The organism is Nostoc sp. LEGE 12454 (genome assembly GCF_056620565.1).
Map to the genome: position 1 here is coordinate 76,887 of NZ_JBWQXL010000020.1, position 19,409 is coordinate 96,295.

Annotated in this window: 17 protein-coding genes and 2 pseudogenes; 15 read left to right on the plus strand and 4 right to left on the minus strand. The window is 41.7% G+C overall.

Features of this window, described 5'->3' with window-relative positions:
• Positions 1–40: 40 nt before the first annotated feature.
• The 10 genes and pseudogenes from AC1F2U_RS20695 (at position 41) to AC1F2U_RS20740 (ending at position 10,366) form a co-directional block, all read left to right on the plus strand.
• Positions 41–643, plus strand: a complete 603-nt coding sequence (locus tag AC1F2U_RS20695; RefSeq protein WP_480262787.1) for a hypothetical protein — start codon at positions 41–43, stop codon at positions 641–643.
• Positions 644–959: 316 nt separating this feature from the next.
• Positions 960–1,354: pseudogene (locus tag AC1F2U_RS20700) on the plus strand (fasciclin domain-containing protein).
• 555 nt (positions 1,355–1,909) lie between these two features.
• Complete coding sequence (locus AC1F2U_RS20705) at positions 1,910–4,222, plus strand: NACHT domain-containing protein (protein ID WP_480262788.1); 2,313 nt, start codon at positions 1,910–1,912, stop codon at positions 4,220–4,222.
• A 418-nt stretch (positions 4,223–4,640) separates the two neighbouring features.
• Positions 4,641–4,838, plus strand: coding sequence for a DUF7219 family protein (locus tag AC1F2U_RS20710; RefSeq protein WP_480262789.1), 198 nt, complete (start codon positions 4,641–4,643; stop codon positions 4,836–4,838).
• Between the two features lie 28 nt (positions 4,839–4,866).
• Positions 4,867–5,322 carry a response regulator gene (locus AC1F2U_RS20715; protein WP_480262790.1) on the plus strand — a complete coding sequence of 152 codons (456 nt, stop codon included), beginning with the start codon at positions 4,867–4,869 and terminating at the stop codon, positions 5,320–5,322.
• Between the two features lie 132 nt (positions 5,323–5,454).
• A complete protein-coding gene (locus AC1F2U_RS20720; RefSeq protein WP_480262791.1) occupies positions 5,455–5,682 on the plus strand; it encodes a hypothetical protein in 228 nt (75 codons plus the stop codon).
• 88 nt (positions 5,683–5,770) lie between these two features.
• Positions 5,771–6,412: a Uma2 family endonuclease gene (locus AC1F2U_RS20725; protein ID WP_480262792.1), complete on the plus strand. Its 642-nt coding sequence runs from the start codon at positions 5,771–5,773 to the stop codon at positions 6,410–6,412.
• A 396-nt stretch (positions 6,413–6,808) separates the two neighbouring features.
• Positions 6,809–8,278 (plus strand): efflux RND transporter periplasmic adaptor subunit, encoded by a 1,470-nt coding sequence (locus AC1F2U_RS20730; RefSeq protein ID WP_480262793.1) that lies wholly within the window; start codon positions 6,809–6,811, stop codon positions 8,276–8,278.
• 15 nt (positions 8,279–8,293) lie between these two features.
• A complete protein-coding gene (locus AC1F2U_RS20735; RefSeq protein ID WP_480262794.1) occupies positions 8,294–9,511 on the plus strand; it encodes an ABC transporter permease in 1,218 nt (405 codons plus the stop codon).
• 243 nt (positions 9,512–9,754) lie between these two features.
• Positions 9,755–10,366 carry a hypothetical protein gene (locus AC1F2U_RS20740; protein ID WP_480262795.1) on the plus strand — a complete coding sequence of 204 codons (612 nt, stop codon included), beginning with the start codon at positions 9,755–9,757 and terminating at the stop codon, positions 10,364–10,366.
• Between the two features lie 127 nt (positions 10,367–10,493).
• On the opposite strand, the gene AC1F2U_RS20745 is transcribed toward AC1F2U_RS20740, so the two are convergent.
• On the minus strand, positions 10,494–10,862 hold the full coding sequence (locus AC1F2U_RS20745; RefSeq protein ID WP_414518938.1) for a Dethiobiotin synthetase: 369 nt from the start codon (positions 10,860–10,862) through the stop codon (positions 10,494–10,496).
• A gap of 209 nt (positions 10,863–11,071) precedes the next feature.
• On the opposite strand from AC1F2U_RS20745, the gene AC1F2U_RS20750 reads away from it, so the two are divergent.
• The 4 genes from AC1F2U_RS20750 (at position 11,072) to AC1F2U_RS20765 (ending at position 14,816) form a co-directional block, all read left to right on the plus strand.
• Complete coding sequence (locus AC1F2U_RS20750) at positions 11,072–11,308, plus strand: hypothetical protein (RefSeq protein ID WP_480262796.1); 237 nt, start codon at positions 11,072–11,074, stop codon at positions 11,306–11,308.
• A gap of 522 nt (positions 11,309–11,830) precedes the next feature.
• Entirely contained in the window at positions 11,831–12,076 is a 246-nt protein-coding gene (psaC, locus tag AC1F2U_RS20755) for a photosystem I iron-sulfur center protein PsaC (RefSeq protein WP_012411495.1), read from the plus strand.
• Between the two features lie 418 nt (positions 12,077–12,494).
• Positions 12,495–14,366: a glutamine--fructose-6-phosphate transaminase (isomerizing) gene (glmS, locus tag AC1F2U_RS20760; RefSeq protein WP_480262797.1), complete on the plus strand. Its 1,872-nt coding sequence runs from the start codon at positions 12,495–12,497 to the stop codon at positions 14,364–14,366.
• 213 nt (positions 14,367–14,579) lie between these two features.
• Positions 14,580–14,816: a type I-MYXAN CRISPR-associated protein Cas6/Cmx6 gene (locus AC1F2U_RS20765; protein WP_480262820.1), complete on the plus strand. Its 237-nt coding sequence runs from the start codon at positions 14,580–14,582 to the stop codon at positions 14,814–14,816.
• Here the strand turns inward: AC1F2U_RS20765 and AC1F2U_RS20770 are convergent.
• From AC1F2U_RS20770 to AC1F2U_RS20780, 3 genes and pseudogenes are all read right to left on the minus strand, one after another.
• Positions 14,774–15,085 (minus strand): annotated as a pseudogene (locus tag AC1F2U_RS20770) (transposase); the annotation flags it as partial. The gene AC1F2U_RS20765 and the pseudogene AC1F2U_RS20770 overlap by 43 nt on opposite strands.
• Before the next feature lie 44 nt (positions 15,086–15,129).
• A complete protein-coding gene (locus AC1F2U_RS20775) occupies positions 15,130–15,432 on the minus strand; it encodes a hypothetical protein (protein ID WP_480262799.1) in 303 nt (100 codons plus the stop codon).
• A gap of 114 nt (positions 15,433–15,546) precedes the next feature.
• Entirely contained in the window at positions 15,547–17,274 is a 1,728-nt protein-coding gene (locus AC1F2U_RS20780; protein WP_480262800.1) for a S8 family serine peptidase, read from the minus strand.
• Between the two features lie 642 nt (positions 17,275–17,916).
• Here AC1F2U_RS20780 and AC1F2U_RS20785 point away from each other — a divergent pair.
• Positions 17,917–19,383, plus strand: a complete 1,467-nt coding sequence (locus tag AC1F2U_RS20785) for a glycoside hydrolase family 13 protein (protein ID WP_480262801.1) — start codon at positions 17,917–17,919, stop codon at positions 19,381–19,383.
• Positions 19,384–19,409 lie beyond the last annotated feature (26 nt).

Below are 19,409 nucleotides of genomic sequence, written 5' to 3' on the forward strand. Positions count from 1 at the left end.
GGCATCATCAGTGAGATCGGCATCTCAAAGGGCAAAAAATATGACAGTTAAAAGTCTGTTGCCACTAATAGCCGCCACGATAGTCTGTGGTGGCTCTGTTCTTGTGGAAGCGCGTCAACCCAAATCTCCGGTAGCTGTTGTCAAACCAAAGGTTTCTCAACCCGTGCAGCCACAATGGAAGTTATACACTGCTCCAGATGGGCGTTTTACAATTTTGATGCCGGGAAACCCCAACAGAAATAGCGAATACCAAAAAACTTACATGGGGGAAATTACTTTAGAAATATTTGTTGCTCAACCACCAAAACAGCAAGTAGCATACATAGTTGCTTACAATGATTTTCCTTATAGTTACGGTCAAATGGCCGATCCCCAAGCTGTACTTAATAATGCACGGGATATGGCTTTAAAGTCTACGAAAAGTAATTTAATTAGTCAAAGAAACATTCGTAGTTCAAATAATCATCCTGGCAAAGAAATTGAGTACATCAATTCTGGAGGGAAAATCACTAAAAGTAGAATGTATATTGCTGAAGGAAGATTATATCAAGTAATGGCAATAACTACAAAGAAGCAGCAAAAGACATTAGCTAAAACTATTACTGGATATTTAAATTCCTTTCATGTAGTTTTGAAAAAGTGAAATAAATAAAACTTCTACTATATTAGCCTTGTAATCAATTGCAGGGCTAATAATTAGGTAAACATAAATAACTAATATAGTGTATAATAAGTTACACCTCACGCGTTCCACTCCAAATCCAACAAAAAATTTGGATTGGTTAAGTAACAAGATTTTTCTATTGACTATTAAATTCTACTGTATTTTAATTATTTAATTTTTTAACTCATATTATACGATTTATACGTTAATCAACCGTTTACTCAAACACGATTTATGACACTAGGATGTAATGCTGATAAATAATTAGCAAATTACACATAACCAAGTGAAATAAATGGCTGATATTGTCGATACTGCCGTTACCTCTGGTTCTTTCAGCACCTTGGTTGATGCTATCAAGGCTGCCAATTTGATAGATACTCTCAAAGGTGTTGATTCTTTTATTGCCTCTGAATCCACAAATCAAGCTTTTGCCAAGCTTCCAGCAGGTACTGTAGAAACATTGCTTCAGAATATTAATAAGCTCCAGGAACTCCTGACATATCATATTGTTTCCGGCAAAGTGATGCCCATAAAGCCGATTCAAGGTTCAAGTTTGAAAATTGATCCTTTCTATAATTTCAAGGTAGATTATGCCCCAGAGGCTCAAAACCCGATGCTGCTAATGATAACGGTATCATCCACATCATTGTTGATTCCTCGGTAAATAAACATATAAATGGCGAATAATATCTGTAGGGTAGAAACTATTTATAGTCACTACTTCACGACTGTCTAAATATATTTTAAGGAACTCAACTAAATTAAATATCACTCTTCTCTCCATACCTCTCTCTTCAAAAAAGAGGGGTATTTTATATTTTTTTAAGGTTGTTTCACTTAGTTAATACTTTAGACGACCGATCATTTATAGCAAAAGCCTTGGTAATTAGGACATCGATAGATGATAAAACTTAGACACAAAAAGACATTTCACCCAGTCCCCAGTCCCTTGCTATATCTTCAAAGTTGCCCGCTCAATAAAAACAATATCAGCTAAATTAATTTGACAATTTTGCTTTGAAAATGAAACATTGTTTGAATTCAGGTCTGAAAAAAATTGAAATGTATAAGATAAATATCTAATGTTTGAGTTATTCACAAAACTTTACCAAAATGAGAGTTGATTCGAGGATTTTGTATAAATTTAATAAAGGAAAATATTAATATCACAAAGAAAGCTATAAACTTGTAAATATTAATAAAAATTAAGATTTATGATTTGAAGATCAAGGTTTTTGTCTTATGGTCAAGCGATCGCTCCAAGCATCACTCACTGGGATTCAAGAGGCAAAAAGAGCATTTGCTCACAAGGGGTGGACACAAGACAATCTAGCAGCAGAAGTCAACCTTAAAACTAGACAACCAATTTGGCGGTTTTTCAGTGGTCGTCCGGTTGAGCGTCATACCTTTATCGAGATTTGCTTGGTTTTGGAAGTGAATTGGCGGGAGATTGCTATCAATCCGCCGGCAGAATTTCGTGAACTAGAAGAATACGCCCAGCCCTCTGTAGTGGATATTGATGCACTAGTGCAACAAGTGCGATCGCAACGCTTCGACAAAATTCAAGACCAGTGTGGTATTTTGCAGTTATTGGATATCAGCCGTCCTGTTGCGATCGATGACATATATATAGATGTGAATATTTTGGAGCAAATTGCCAGTCAGCAGTGGTTAGAAATCACTGAACTGCAAAACCTTGACCGAGAAGAATTTGACCGTTTTGGCTTAGGTGAGATTGACCAGAGACAGATACCTGGTATACAGGCAGTTGAAACATACTCTAAGCTCAGGGTGCTAGGCAAACCAGGCGTAGGTAAAACCACCTTTTTGCAACATCTCGCTATTCAGTGTAACCAAAACACATTTGCGCCGAAGCAGGTGCCAATCTTTATCACACTGAAAAATTTTGCTGAAGAATCTAGAGTTAAAAACGAGTTCAGCTTATTAAAGTACATCCACCAGGAGTTTATCACATCTGGAATTTTAGATCCCTCAGTCATCGAAACCCTACTGAATGCAGGCAGAGTATTACTGTTACTTGATGGCATAGATGAAGTTGTTAACGAACAAAGTAATGCTGTCTTAAGCGAAATTCGCAGATTTTCAGAGAAGTATCACAAAAATCAGTTGGTATCGAGCTGTCGAACAGCGTCTCAAAGGCTTAGACTCCGAGGTTTTACCGATGTTGAAATTGCTCCATTTACCTCAGAACAAATCCAAGCCTTCGCTCAAAAATGGTTTGTGGCTTTTACCAAAACCAACGCTAAAGATGGTCAGGCGCAGTCCATTCACTTTATTCAAAAACTGGACTTAGCTGAAAACTGGCAATTTCGCCAAATCGTCGTCACACCCCTATTTCTGCATCTTGCCTGCTGGCTGTTTCACGGTCAAGAAAAATTTCCGACTAAGCGGACTGACTTTTATAAGCAAGGTTTAGACCTTCTGTTGGGCAAATGGGATGAAGCCAAAGGCATTAAACGGGATGAGCTTTACCGAGGGTTTTTACTACCACAAAAGCTCAAGTTATTGAGTCAAATTGCAGCCGCAGCATTTGAACAGGGTCAGTATTTTTTTGAACAACGCGTCATTGAGCAATACATTGGTGACTATATTCAGAATCTAAGCAACGTGCCAATAGATGCAGAGGAACTGCAAATAGAAAGCGAAGCAGCGCTGAAGTCAATCGAGGCTCAACATGGGCTACTAGCAGAACGGGCGCGGGGAATTTTTTCCTTCTCCTATCTGGCTTTTCAAGAATACTTCACAGCGAGGAAAATCGTTGCTAGCCATAACCTACAGGCATTAGAGCAAGCGCTCGAAGGTCTGGTCAGTCACATCACCGACCCGCACTGGCGCGAAATCTTCTTGTTAACTGCTACCATGCTCCGGAGTGCAGACTCTCTAGTACAGTTGATGAAGCAACAGATTGATGCACTGATTGCCGAAGACCCTTATTTACAAGAGTTTTTGACGTGGGCTAGCCAAAAATCTCACACTATTCCCACCCAATCAAAAGATGCAACAGTTCGAGCATTTTACCTTGCCTTGAGTCGGACTCCTCACGTAGCTCCTCACTTTGCCCTAGCCGCCAGCCTCGACCAGGGGATGTTTCTGGATGCGGCATTAAATGATTTGCTGCTGGAGTGTGCAATTGATGGGAGCCATGACTTCGCCCATATCCACGCCTGTGCAGATTCTTTCTCAAACATTCTGGGCATTGTTGTGGATGTTGGACTCTATAAATCCCTGCAACAACTCTTTAACCAATTTCCAAATTCTCGTGTAAGTCTAGAACGGTTTGAACTATGGTGGCAGACGAACTATTCAATCTGGGCTGAACAGTTAAACAAGACGGTGATTAATTATCGCAACATTAACCAACAGTGGCAGTTTAGCCCCAAACAAGAGCAAGTACTGCAACGCTACTATGATGCTAATCAGCTACTACTCGATTGCCTGCGTAGCAATTCGGAAGTAACGCCTTCTATCAGGCAGGAAATTGAAGCCACCTTATTGTTGCCGATAAAAGAACTTGAGGACAGGGAATGGCAATAAGCTGTTACGCATTTAAATTGCACTCTGAATGTAAGCGCATTACCCGCATTTCTCACAAGCTTATGAAGCGTTTGATAATGAGTAATAAGTAATGGGTAATGAGTAATAAGTAAAAGAGCAACAGGCGCAATACCAGTGCAAGAACTTGTACATTCTTACTCACTACTCATTACTCCTCCATTCGAGGTGTGGTGAGAAATCCGGGATTAGCTTAATTCTTTTGGTAAATTCCTCAAAGAGGTTTGAATTGCAAAAATGATTTTGACTACATTTTGTGTCGTAGTTAATCAACTTATTCACAAAATCAAACAATACCAAGTTTATATGTTAAAAAGCTGGATTTTCGTTATCAGGATTTTTATATGGATGACTACAATCAGGTAGACAAAAATAATTTCGTCTACTAGCGCATCGATACTTGGGTGAATTCACACCCCAGAACCTTGTATTCAATGCTAATCTTCAGGAATTTCCTCAAAGTGTTTGTTACATCTTCAATCTTCAGAGTGAAGAAAAATTTTCTTCACAGGAGTGCTATGAAAAGATTGAGTTACTCTGGCAGCAGTTAGCACAGAGCTATAAGGCACTAGGAATTGAGAAAAATGTAACTGGATGATTTTAAAGCCCTAATTGCAGGTATTATTATGAATTTAATCAATGACTTTTGCTTGGCAGTTGGGATACTCAAAGGTGTACAAGTACTGGTTGTAGACAACGATCGCGATAGTAGAGATTTGTATGCTTTTTTACTCGAAGACCTGAGCGCAAATGTAATTACCGCTGGTTCGGTAAAAGAAGCTTTAGAAACCCTGAGTTGGTTTACACCCAACATTATTGTCAGTGAAATTAGGTTTTTAGGTGAAAGTATTTATACATTGCTAAATACATTGGATGCTATAGAGGTAGACAATGGTAAGCATATCCCAATCATTGTGACTTCAACATCTACCACAGGTACTTGCGATCAAATTCCAGATGTAGAGTTTGAAGAATATTTAATTAAGCCATTCGACCTTGACGAGTTTGTTTCTATGATTGTGAATCAAGTACAAGAAAATGTGGCGAAAAATTTTTGCACAGAGCTACTAGTTGCAAACTAGTAGGTAAGCTTAAGTATCTGCGTTGTTTAACCGCCCTGAAATAAATTTCTAGACTGCATAGCTAAAACCCTAGTTCAGGGTAAAAATGTAGGTTAGACACAGCCTACAATATAAGCAGATGGGTTTGAGCGAATGATAAGCTGTGCCCACAAAAATTACAAATATACTTATTCATCCACCTTTGAACTGGATGAATCCACCTCAGAACTCCGTTCATCCACCTTTGAACTGGATGAATCCACCTCAGAACTCCGTTCATCCACCTTTGAACTGGATTCATCCGCCTTAAAGACTGGTTTTGTAAAAGTAGACCATCGGTGCGTTAGCCTCCGGCGTAACACACCCTACAAAAATTGTTAGCAAGGATGCAGTTAAAGCTTTGGTGTCAGCTTAGTGCTGGAAAATGAAACTTGTATGATTGTTGTTAAAGTTCCTCTTTCGCAATATTATGAGCGAATTACAGACCCAACTAGCAACCGATACCTGGATAGCAGCAACTTGGGATAAATATATCCAAATAATTGAAAATCCTGACTACGAAAAAGCCAAGGGCTACTACCACAATGGACAGATGAGGATTGAAATCTACGCACTCGGCCATGACCACGCCTGCGACAACACAATTATTGCCTTTGCTGTTAACCTTTTTTGCACAATCAAAGGCATCCCTGCCAAAGGCTTAACTAATTGTACATATCGGAAAACAGGCTTTAATGAAGCTCAACCTGATGTGTCTTACTATATTGGTGAAAATGCTGATGTCATTCCCTACGGCACTTCTATCATCAATTTAGATATATATTCACCACCAGATTTAGTTATTGAAGTGGCTAATACCTCACTTGCTGACGATCAAGGTGAAAAACGACTTTTATACGAAGATTTAGGAGTGAAAGAATATTGGATTTTAAATGTCCAGAATGTCCAAGTTATGGCTTTTGCTATTGAAAACCAAGGTAGTAGGCGGATTACAGAATCTCAGGTATTACCAGGATTAGCTATTTCTTTATTAAACGATGCATTACGGCGAACTCGTCAAATAAATCAAAGTCAAGTTGGTGCTTGGTTGTTAACCCAATTTCAGCAATAATTACAAACTGCTTTGCCGTTGGGAATGGGGAGTAGGGAAAAAGAAAAGGATACAGAGCAACTAAAGTGCGATCGCACTATAGCAATCCTATCTGATTTGTGAGAATTGCCAGCCGTAGATTTCCAGCTTCTCAAAAAAGTCGGGGATCTTGTTTCTCACAAATAGTTCAGAATTGCACTAATATGCTGTGGCTAAAGTCACCCTTTCAGGTGAAGACATACAGAAATACGAATGCCTAGTATGAAGGAAGATTAAGCAACTGTGAAGCTTATTATGCGTCTAGTTGTTAATTGACTCATAAAAATTTAATCCCAAAGCTTTAACAACTCCGTACTTTCCACTTCTGCTCTAACTAAAAAATATTTTTATACAGTAAGATTTACAGGCTTCTATAATATGGCTACGCACATAGAAATTCCAGTTATTGGCAAGGTTAAGCATCCATTGCGCTGGCTGATAGGGCTGATGGCGGGGAGTGCCTTGGTTGTGGGTACTGTAACAACTTACACCTTGGTAAATCAAGGGGCAAATAAAGAAGATATTGCTCAACTAACTGTGCCAGTTGCAGCACAAAACGTCACCTTGCGGATTACAGCTAGTGGCAAAGTCGTACCAATTCAGAGCGTAAATATTAGCCCGAAGAATCCCGGCGTGCTGTCGCAATTGTACGTGGAACAAGGCGATCGCATTCAGCAAGGGCAAATTCTCGCGCGCATGGATAGTGCCGGTATTGAGGCTCAAAGGAGCCAGTACCGTGCTAACTTAGCCCAAAGTCAAGCACAGCTAGCCGAAGCCCTTGCTGGTAGTCGTCCTCAAGAAATCGCTCAAGCGAGAGCCCGATTAGCACAAGCTCAAGCCCAGTTAACCCAAGCTAAGGCTGGTAATCGTCCCCAAGAGATTGCTCAATCTCAATCTCAAGTAGATGCGGCTCAAGCAAGGGTGAATTACACCAGCGAACAGGTAAAACGTTACCAATATCTATATAAAGAAGGAGCAGAGAAAAAACAATTACTCGATCAAGCCATCAGCGACGACAAAAGTGCTAGAGCCAATTTAGAAGAAGCGAAAAAACGGTTTTCTTTAGTCCAAAGTGGGACTCGGACTGAAGAAATCGACCAACGTCAAGCCGCTGTTAACGAAGCACGGGCAGCACTGGTACTTTTAGAAGATGGCACCCGTTCTGAGGAAATTGTCCAGCGTCAAGCTGCTGTTGCTTCTGCTGAGGCTCAGTTAAAGGGTGTAGAAGTGCAATTGGAAGATACTATTATTCGCGCTCCTCTGTCGGGAATTGTTACCCAAAAGTATGCCGAACCAGGCGCGTTTGTCACACCCACAACTTCTGCTTCTACTAGTGCATCGGCAACTTCTAGTTCAATTGTCGCCGTAGCACGGGGTTTGGAAATATTAGCTCAAGTTCCCGAAGCCGATCTTGGCAGAATAAAACAGGGACAGCAGGTGGAAATTGTCGCTGATGCCTATCCCGATCGAGTTTTTAAAGGTCATGTGCGCCTTATTGCTCCCGAAGCAGTGGTGGAACAAGGTGTGACATCCTTTCAGGTGCGGGTTGCTCTCGATACTGGCATAGATAAACTGCGTTCTGGCTTAAATGTGGATCTGACTTTTTTAGGCGATCGCGTTAATAATGCCTTGGTATTACCAACGGTGTCAATCGTCACCGAAAAGGGTAAAACTGGCGTACTCGTACCCGATGCAAAAAATAAACCACAGTTCCGCGAAGTTACAGTTGGGGCACAAATTCAAGACCAAACTCAGATTTTAGGGGGAGTTAAAGAAGGCGATCGCATTTTTGTTAACCCACCCAAAGACTACAAAATCGAAAAGGCCAAAGAACAAAATAATTCGTAATTTGTAATTTAAGATATGAATTTTCTCGAAAGTATGAATATGGCGGGGAAAACCCTGCTGTCAAATAAACTGCGTAGCGCCCTCACGATGTTGGGTATAGTTATTGGCAACGCTTCGGTGATTGCCATGATTGGCATTGGCGAAGGTGGACAAAAGTACGTTAATAAACAGCTGGAGTCACTAGGGCCAAATGTGCTATTTGTACTACCAGGTAATCGAGAAACTCAGCGAATCTCCTTTGAAGTGCCAAAAACTCTAGTTTTGCAAGATGCGGATGCGATCGCTTCTCAAGTACCAACAGTAGTAGGAGTTGCACCAGAGTTAAACAGAAGACAGGTAATTACATACCGCAACAGAAATACCGATGTCAACATCATTGGCACAACTCCTAGTTTTCTATCTGTGCGGGATTTTGAAACTGATAAAGGCAGGTTTTTCTCTGAGGTAGACATCAAGCGAAATAACCAAGTGGTAGTGCTAGGTGGAGATTTGGCAGAAAAACTATTCGGTAATAGTAACCCTGTAGGACAGCAATTGCGAGTTGGAAATACCAGCTTTCAAGTGATTGGAACGTTAACAGCTAAAGGTTCCAGCGTGGGAGCAGATTATGATGATGCTGCCTTAATACCAATCACGACATCTGCAAACCGACTTGTGGGCAAGAATTCTCCTTATGGTATCGCCTTAGATTATCTCGTTGCTGCTGCTCGTGATTCCGATAGCGTGGATGCAGCAGAGTTTCAAATTACTAATTTGCTGCGTTTACGGCACAAAATTAATGGTGAAGATGACTTTACTCTTCGCACCCAGAAAGATGCTTTGCAAACTGTCGGTCAAATTACAGGTGCATTAACAATTATGCTAGCTGCGATCGCAGGTATATCCCTGTTTGTCGGCGGCATTGGCATCATGAATATTATGCTAGTCTCTGTCACCGAACGCACCCAAGAAATCGGATTGCGAAAAGCGATCGGCGCAACTGAGCAAGATATTTTGCTACAGTTCATCATTGAGGCAGTGATTGTTTCCGCAGCTGGCGGCTTAGTCGGGACTGCGGTTGGTATCAGTGGCATCCTATTAGTGGGAGCCTTGACTCCTTTAGAAGCGAGTCTTTCTCCTGTAGCGATTACTATGGCAGTTGGTGTCTCTGGGGCTATTGGTTTATTCTTTGGCGTTGTTCCTGCACGTCGCGCTGCTAAACTCGACCCGATTGTGGCTTTGAGAAGTGCTTAAATAAATCATCATAAAAACGCGATAACTCGCCGTCAAGACAAAACGACTGATTATTGTAGAGACGGCGATTCATCGCGTCTCTTGCCTTAACCGAACAGTATTGATATGAGTCCTATAGTTGAGCGATCGATAAAGGCTTCGATGCGCGACCGCTACAATCCATTGAAGTAATTTTGCTGAAAAACGGGAAGACTATGGTTAATCCCAAATGGGGAAATTTCTATAAAAATCCCGAACAGCAAAATGCTCAAAAAATCTCTACTTAACTGTTTAATTTTGCCTTTTTCTCTTGTGCCCTGTCTCTGCGTGGGAACGCTTTTTGATTCTCAAGCCAATGCTTTACCAGGACAAAGTACAGAAGAGGTAGGCACTTGGATTAAAGCACATCCGACACTCCGCCCCAGGAGAGGGGAGCAATTATTTGTACAAAAGACTGATACTGCTGCCCAACGATTTACTTTTCAAGCGTCGGTATTACCTCCTGGCAGGGTGGAGTTTTCTAAAGACCGTGGCACAATTCGGACTGAGCGCATTACTATGTATGATGCTATTAACGGCATGACATTTACGCGTCTCCAAGAATCCCTGCGGGTAATTTATGGCTTGGAGATTTATCAAGATTACGATCGCGCCCAAGTCGTGTATCAATATCCCAACCAGAAGGTAGTTAATTCCGCGCGTCTGGCTAAAACTCCGATTCGGGAAGCCTTAAAGGGAGAATTACGAGTAGGCGATCGCTATGTATATTGGGTGGAAGTTGCCCAACCCAAGAATGGCAAAGCTTTTACCGGTCAAATGACGGTTTTGCTCAAAACTGACCTAGACAAGTTAGAAAATGAACTGCAAATTCGTTAATAGGCATCTGAGTGCTGAGTTAGAAGTGAAGTAAGGAATTATTTTCCTTGTCCCCCTGCTCCCCTGCTCCCCTGCTCCTCTGCTCCCCTGCTCCCCTGCTCCCCTGCTCCCCTGCTCCCCTGCTCCCTCATCTCTTCCCCAACTCCATCGGAGCTAAGGTTTGCCATATACCCGAAAAGATACTTTCAGCTGCTAAGGAAATTCGTAGTAAATCTTCTTTGAGTAGTGGTGGCCAATCAACCCCGGCTTTACGCCCTGCGCCAAATAGCTGTTGCGCCTTAATACTTAACTGATAAAGGGCTAAAGCCAGTTCTCGGTCTACGCTCTTTGCATCTTTGAGGGCTTCAAACACCACTTTCAATGCTAACAAAATCGAAGTGATCTGACCGGGTACCGGCGGTTTGCCCTGTTTCATACGCGTTAACAGCGCATCTGGGTTTTCCTCGGTTGTGATTGTCTGATCTATGAGGAGTTTCCTAGCTGTTTCGTAATTCATGTAGTCAGTTTAGCGTACATTTTGCTTCAGCAGTAATACTTAATTAAAAAGTAATAAAACGGCTTTCTAGTTATTTATAGCAATCTCTGATGATTTATGAAATGATAGGCGTGGGGAAAATGATGAGGAATTGGCGATGCTCTAGGTTAACCAGATAGACTGAATATAATATCTTTGAAAAATACACCTGACTAGGAATCAAAAGTAAAATGATCTCACCGAATTTACTAGAAATTGAGCGCTCTATCCTTGCCTTGTCTGTGGAAGAACAACTTTGGTTATTAGAAAGTATTGTTCGACAAATCCGAGAAAAGGAGTATCTAAAAGATAATTTAACTGATGCTAAAAATTTAGACGAACAACTGCAATTAAACGCTAATCTGCCAAATATTCAAACACAAATTACTGCTATAAATGATGAGTTTGCAATTTCTGAAATTCTCTAATATATCGGAATCTAAATTATGAAACTGCCAGACTTAAAAAGTTAAATATACAATTTATCAGTGAGCGATCGCAAGAAAATTGCTGAGTGCGATCGCAGTCTCTAAATTAATCATCTACATTGCAAAAGTAATTTTATTCCGTAATAAAAACAAGCTTTTGCGTAATCTAGATTGCCAAACTGTTTTCGTTTACACGGGGATGTAGCGATCGCAAAATCAAATTATTAACCAAAATCCCCATAGTTAAAATTATGGAGATGTCCCTACTTACTTTTAATTTTGTTTCATCTATCTTTACGATTAAACCCCATCATGGTATATCACTGTGGTAAATACGCCCTGATGATGTTGCTGATTATCAGTCAATAGGGACAATCTCGCAAAAGCAAATTTTAACGGTGCTTATTACATTGTTTGAAGTTATGTAGCCTTTTGATTACGGCCTATCAACCACTGCGGTAGACTATGCGTTGATTATGATTCTTTCGCAGAGAAGAACACTCGAAAGGAGCCGTTTTTTCAATGTCTCATACCGTAAAAATCTACGATACCTGCATTGGCTGCACCCAATGCGTCCGCGCTTGCCCTACTGATGTACTTGAGATGGTTCCTTGGGATGGCTGTAAAGCTGCTCAAATTGCCTCTTCACCCCGTACAGAAGACTGCGTGGGCTGTAAGCGTTGCGAAACTGCTTGTCCCACCGACTTTTTGAGCATCCGGGTTTACCTGGGCGCTGAAACAACTCGCAGTATGGGTCTAGCTTACTAAAAAGCTGAGTGCTGATCGGAGTGCTGAGTGCTGAGTACTGAATGCTGAGATAAAAAGAAGTAAATTAGAAATACAATTTTTTGATTCTTCACTCGCAACTCAGAACTCGGAACTCAGCACTCAAGACTTTTAATTGTCTCAATAGCAAGCACCTTTACGATCGTAGAGTGGACACTGCCCGCCTTACGAAATCGCAATTTTAGATTGGGGATATAATCTCTGGGTATCTAAATCCTAGAAGCTGTATTTGTACCGTCAGGTCAAAAGCTGACGGGAAATCCGCTGTAAAAAAACCTAAAATCCATAACAATACCTAGTGGTAGAGGGAGTATTTTACTCCCTTTTTCTTTGCAAAACGTCCACTTTATGCTAACTACTATACTGGATTTAATCATCCTGAAAAAAAGTGGCGTGAAGAATGTGCGGAATTGTTGGATATATAGGCACTCAAGCGGCGACAGACATTTTACTAGCTGGACTGGAGAAACTAGAGTACAGGGGCTACGATTCGGCTGGAATCGCCACTGTTTGGGAAGGTGAGGTAAATTGTGTGCGGGCAAAGGGTAAACTCCATAACCTGCGTTCTAAACTGGAACAAATAGAAACCCCTGCCCAAATTGGTATTGGTCATACACGCTGGGCAACTCATGGTAAACCAGAAGAGTATAATGCCCATCCTCATTTGGATACGGCAAAGCGAGTGGCGGTGGTGCAAAATGGCATTATTGAAAACTACCGCGAGTTACGCGAGGAACTCAAAGCCAAAGGACACGAATTTCGTTCTGAAACCGATACCGAAGTTATTCCCCATCTGATAGCCGAATTTTTAAAGAATCTTCCCCCCTCATCTTCCTTCCTCGAGGCAGTTCGCCAAGCCGTTAACCACTTGCGTGGGGCGTTTGCACTTGCAGTTATTTCTGCTGATTTCCCCGATGAATTGATTGTTGTTCGCCAACAAGCACCTTTAGTAATTGGTTTTGGTCAAGGGGAGTTATTTTGTGCCTCTGATACACCTGCGATCGTTGCTTACACCCGTGCAGTGCTACCTCTGGAAAATGGCGAAATTGCCCGCCTCACACCTTTAGGCGTTGAGATTTACAATTTTGCTGGCGACAGGTTGAAAAAACAACCCCGCCTGCTCAACTTCAATCCTGCAATGGTAGAAAAGCAGGGATTCAAACACTTCATGCTCAAAGAAATTCATGAGCAACCAGGAGTAGTAAGAGCTAGTTTAGACGCATACTTTAATCCAACCGAATCTACCGAATCGCCAATCAATCTTGGTTTACCTGCGGATTTATACACCGATTTAGAACAAATTCAGATCGTCGCCTGTGGTACCAGTTGGCACGCAGCATTAATCGGAAAATATTTACTCGAACAATTAGCAGGAATTTCAACTCAAGTACATTATGCTTCTGAGTATCGCTATGCACCATCACCCGTGACGGCTAACACCTTGATCGTTGGCGTTACCCAATCAGGTGAAACAGCCGATACCCTAGCAGCTTTGACAATGGAAAAAGAACGTCGCCAGGGAAAAGAACCCAAACATCAAGCACGACTACTGGGAATTACCAATCGTCCTGAAAGCAGCCTTGGTCATTTAGTGCCGCATATTATCAGTACCCTAGCGGGAATTGAAATTGGAGTAGCAGCGACGAAAACTTTTACTGCCCAATTGATGGCATTTTATGCTTTGGCATTGGATTTAGCAGCTCGTCGTCAGACAGTTTCAAAAGATACATTAGATCAAATTATTAATGGGTTGCGACAGATTCCCAAAGAAATTGAGGCGACTTTGGCAAATCAGGAAAGTTTAACCGAACAGCTAGCCCACGAATTCGCCGAAACTAAAGATTTCATTTTTGTGGGTAGAGGAATTAACTTTCCCATTGCTTTAGAAGGCGCGTTGAAATTAAAAGAAATCAGCTATATTCATGCCGAAGGGTATCCGGCTGGAGAGATGAAACACGGCCCGATCGCACTTTTAGATGCGAAAGTACCAGTAGTTGCGATCGCAATCCCTGGTAGTGTTTATGAAAAAGTTATTTCTAATGCCCAAGAAGCCAAAGCTAGAGATTCTCGCTTAATTGGTGTTACCCCCGTCAACGATGGCGAAGCTGCGGAAATTTTTAACGATCTTCTTCCCATTTCTCATGTGGAAGAATTACTTTCTCCGATTCTGACAGTAGTTCCACTGCAATTATTGGCTTATCATATTGCCGCTCGTCGCGGTTTGGATGTCGATCAGCCTCGTAACCTTGCTAAAAGTGTTACCGTGGAATAGTATAATTTTATACATAAAATAATGTATAATGGCTTCTGAAGAAGTTCTATGGCTTGCAGAAGCCATTTTCATGGCAATGATAGTAAGTATAATATATTTATTAATACTTAAGTAAGTATTCGCTGGATTTGCAGTAAAGGATAAAATTATCCAAATGCGATCGCCCACTTTGAACCTGAACTTCATAAGTTAACTACAGTTGGAATTCATACTATTGCAGGTATTCCCAAGGAAGGCGTAATTCAGCTAACTAAAAATTCTAGGCTTCGGATTCGGCTACCAGTAGATCAAGTGCGTTTGGTTTATCCGTTAGCAGGTAAGTCCCTGAAAATTGGCAAGCATACAATTCGCTTGGGGATTCCTGAAATTTATTTGCTTGAGCCTGCTGCGATGCCTACGGCGAGCTTCGCTAACGCAGTTGGTTGGACTGACCTACCCATTTGTTCTTGAACCTGGTTACGTAGTATGTGGTTCAATTCTTGCCAAATTCCTCGTTTGTGCCATTTCTGGTAGTAACTGTAAACCGTCGAGCTTGGAGGAAAGTCCCCGGAAAACATGTCCCATTGACAACCTGTTTTCAAGTGGTAGTAGATGGCATTACATACTTCGCGCATATCAGTTGTGCGCGGATGTCCACCGGACTTAGCTGGAGGAATTAAGGGAGCTAGAATAGCCCATTCTGAGTCTTTTAGGTCGGTAGAATAAGCCTTTCGAGTCATTGAACGCTATGTAAATCCACTGTCTCAAAAGTATCTTATCGTTGTCATTTCATTTGATTAGCTACCTTTAGATTTACTTTATAAATAGCCTCTAATTGCTGCGATCGCTTCAAATATTTCACCCAAGGTTGCTCTGACAACTGGGAAATGGCATTTGGTGATAAAGTTGCTGTGAAAATATCTTTGCCACTGCTAACACCACTGACACCAAAGCTTTCTAAAACACCAGTTGCAGCAGAGTTTAAAATTGGTTCAGTATGGATGAAAACTGCCAAACTAGTTTCTTCTGAATCTTGAACATCATTTAGCGCTGTAGCAAGAGCGGCATCTAGTTTCTGATAATTCATCAGCAATTCCTTGGTAAACAGGGTAGACAATTTTTGCCTACCCTAACTTATCAAATTTAGAGATTGTTGTTGCCTATCCTTGTACAGAAATAATATCCACCTTTCTCAGTCTAATTACAGATTTAAGGCATTAATCATTCCATAACCCCATTTATCATCAAATGTGCCTGCGGGTTTGCCGGGAATTGCACTATTTTTACGTAGCAAGTCTTTCACAGCAGCCGGATCGAGTTTAGGATCTCGCTGCAACAGCAGTGCTACTAACCCACTAACAAACGGTGTCGCCATACTCGTACCAGCCTGAACCACAAACTTGGAATTAATCATCGATGAGCGGTCAAAATTAGCATCGGCGGAAAGCGTGGAAATAATCATTGCTCCTGGTGCTGCTACATCGGGTTTCTTCCCATCAGTGCGTAGAGGCCCTTCACTACTAAATTCCGAAATAGTATCCAATTCTAAGCCCATTTCTCGCACTTGGCCATCAATATCTGTGTATTTGGTTTTAGTAGTATAGGCGGCAACTGTAATTGCACTGCTGGCGGCTCCCGGCGAACCAATTTTTAACGCATCTTTCACACTTTTACCTGTGAAAAACACTGATGAACTATCATCTAGTGTCCACACATTTAAACATGTGTCAGTTGAAGAAGTATTGCGGACTCGCAGCTGCCAAATACCTCCCATTACTTGCGAGGGACCAATACCGCGTATTTGCACAAAGAAATTATGGTCGCCGTTGGCTTGATCTGGGGCTGGTGTCGCTAATTGCACCCGTGCATCTGGTAACTGATAATCTTGGGCGGCATTACCCTCAGTAATGATTTTTTGAAAGGGGGTGACAAAACCGTTAGGACTCCGCACAGATACTTCCAATTCGCTGTCTTTGGCATACCAAGCGTTTAACCAAACTATGCCTACTTGATTCAAAGGAACATTGAAGCGCATACCACGAGTGCGTCCACTGGGTATGGTCGCTTGTCCATGAATGTTATCGTTTCCTTCGTTACCCGCAGCACAGCAAACTATTCTTCCAGGGCCAGTTTCGGCATCAATAACTTTGGATAAAGAATCGCTACCATCATGGGCATCAGCATGTCCACCCAAGCTGAGATTTACCACTGCTGGGCGTCCCAACTCTCTAGCAACTCGGAAAATATAACGCACACCATCCGCAATGTGGGCATCTTGTAAATCTGACCTGACGACAACTAATTCTGCTTCTGGTGCTACACCGCCATAACTAGCATCGGCACCAGCGGCAATGCCAGCGACGTGAGTACCATGACCGCCAGTATCCTGAGAAACTGTCAGTTGCGCTCCGGTAAATTCAGCCCCATAACCGCCCTCGGTGACTCCTGGCCCTGGCAATGTTTGATCCCAAATGTGTAAAATTCGTCCAGCAAAGGCGGGGTGTTTCGGATCGATGCCACTGTCTATAATGCCGATAATTACTCCTTTACCAGTCAATCCGGTTTGATTCTTAAATTCCGGCAGTTTGACTGTTCCCATTGCACTATCCATCCTCAAATGAAGTTTGCGTGATGGCTTAATCCGCTGAATCACATCTTCTTCAGATAAGACATCTAAACTCTCTATTGGTAAGAAAGCTGTCCGCACACTCCCGGAGTTTTGATTGACTTCAATATTATATTGTGATAGATAACTTAAGTCTGCATCAGACTCGCAGTAAATAAAAACGACGCTTTTAGTAGGTTTGACCGGGCTTTTGTGGGCAATGATGCCGAGCGATCGCTTATGTATAAGTAAAGCTGGATCTCCTTCATTTTGATAGTCTTGATATGCCAAAAGTAGTCCAGGAGAAAGTTTTTCGTGTCTCATTTTTACCTTAAATTAAATTGAGTTACTGTTAACAAAGTAGTGATTCTAGCAGGATAAGTCGCTCTAGGATTAACGCAGACTATGTAGCTTTTTAGCTTTAATTATTTGATGCGACTATAGTTATCTATTTATTTTATAGATAACATCAAATAAGTTTAGGAGGTAAGAGTTATTCCTAAGACAATTGCTAATTCATAACTCATATTCTGGAATTACGTATCGCTCATAGTGATTTTCTGTGGTTCCTGAGATATCTTCGATCGGTTGCATCTAAGAATTACCGAAATCTGAGGTAACAGGTAATTTTTATGAAGCTATTAAACTAATCCATTGTCTGTCTAAATAATTACGGACAAAGTGAATAAAATAAAATTAAGAATAATTAAGTAATAAATAAATTTCTTAAAGAAAAATTCAGGAATCAGAATGCAATCAGTGACGAGTCTATCTAGCTGAATTGTTAAAAACTAAAATAAATTGTAGTCAAAATAGTTAAGACTGATAACATTTGTGTATAAGAAAGCATGAAAAAGGCTAAATCACTAATGAATACTGACAAATGACAGATTCTCTATCATAAGTAAGAGCCATAAAGAAGCTAATATTTGCAACGATCGCTTCTAAACATACAAAAAGTTATTCATGCAAATTCAAACACCAGACTGGGTGAAGCACGCTGTTTTCTACCAAATTTTCCCAGATCGTTTTGCCAGAAGCAAACAGCCGCGCAAACGATTATTGCAAGAAGCCCGTTGGGAAGATTGGGACTCTATGCCAACCCTCCAAGGCTATAAAGGCGGCGATTTATGGGGCATTATGGAGGATTTAGACTACATCCAGAATTTAGGGATTAACGCGATTTATTTCACACCGATTTTTCAATCCGCCAGTAATCATCGCTATCATACCCACGATTATTATCAAGTTGACCCGATGTTAGGGGGAAACGAAGCTTTTAAGGAATTGCTCGATGCAGCCCATCAACGAAATATCAAAGTTGTTCTGGATGGGGTGTTTAACCATTCTAGCCGGGGCTTTTTCTTTTTCCACGACGTTTTAGAAAATGGTCCCCATTCACCTTGGGTAAATTGGTTCAAAATAGAAGGCTGGCCCCTTTCACCATATAATGGGGAATTCCCTGCTAACTACGTGGGTTGGGCGGGAAATCGCGCTTTGCCTGAATTTAACCACGACAATCCAGAAGTACGAGAATACATTATGGAAATTGCCGAATATTGGATTAAATTCGGCATTGATGGTTGGCGATTAGATGTACCATTTGAAATCAAAACTCCTGGTTTTTGGCAGGAATTTCGCGATCGCGTCAAAGCCATCAATCCCGAAGCTTACATAGTGGGCGAAGTCTGGGGAGATTCCCGCGAGTGGTTGGATGGAACGCAATTTGACGGCGTGATGAATTATCTATTTGCCGGGCCAACAATTGCCTTTGCAGCAGGCGATCGCGTAGTCTTAGAACAAGTCCAAAGCCGCGACTATCAACCCTACCCACCCTTATTTGCTGCTGAGTACGCCACCAAAATCCAAGAAGTACTGCAACTTTACCCTTGGGAAATTCAGCTAACTCAACTCAATTTGCTTGCAAGTCACGATACAGCCAGATTGATGACTATTGCAGGCGGCGATATAGCCAGTATAGAATTGTCAACTCTACTGCTACTCACCTTTCCCGGTGCCCCCAGCATCTACTACGGTGATGAAGTTGGTTTACCTGGTGCAATAGATCCCGACTCACGTCGTGGCTTTCCTTTAGAGAGTAACTGGAATCAAGAGATTTTCAATACTCACTGCCAGTTAATTGCCCTCCGCCACACTTACCCAGCACTGGGTACAGGTGATTATCAAGTTCTCTTTGCTCAAGGACAACTTTATATCTTTGCGCGAACTTTGGGGACAGAGGAATTAATAATTGCCATCAACGCTGGTACAAGTTCGGCAACAGCGAATGCAGATGTCGCCACTTTGCATACTCAACCCAACAAACTTTTATATGGCACTGCTGAAGTTGAGTGGAATAGTAAAGGAGAAACTCAGCAGTTGTCATTGACTGTTCCCGCACGCAGTGGCTGCATTCTGGGAGTGGGGGAATGAGGGGAGCAGGGGAGTAGGGGAGCAGC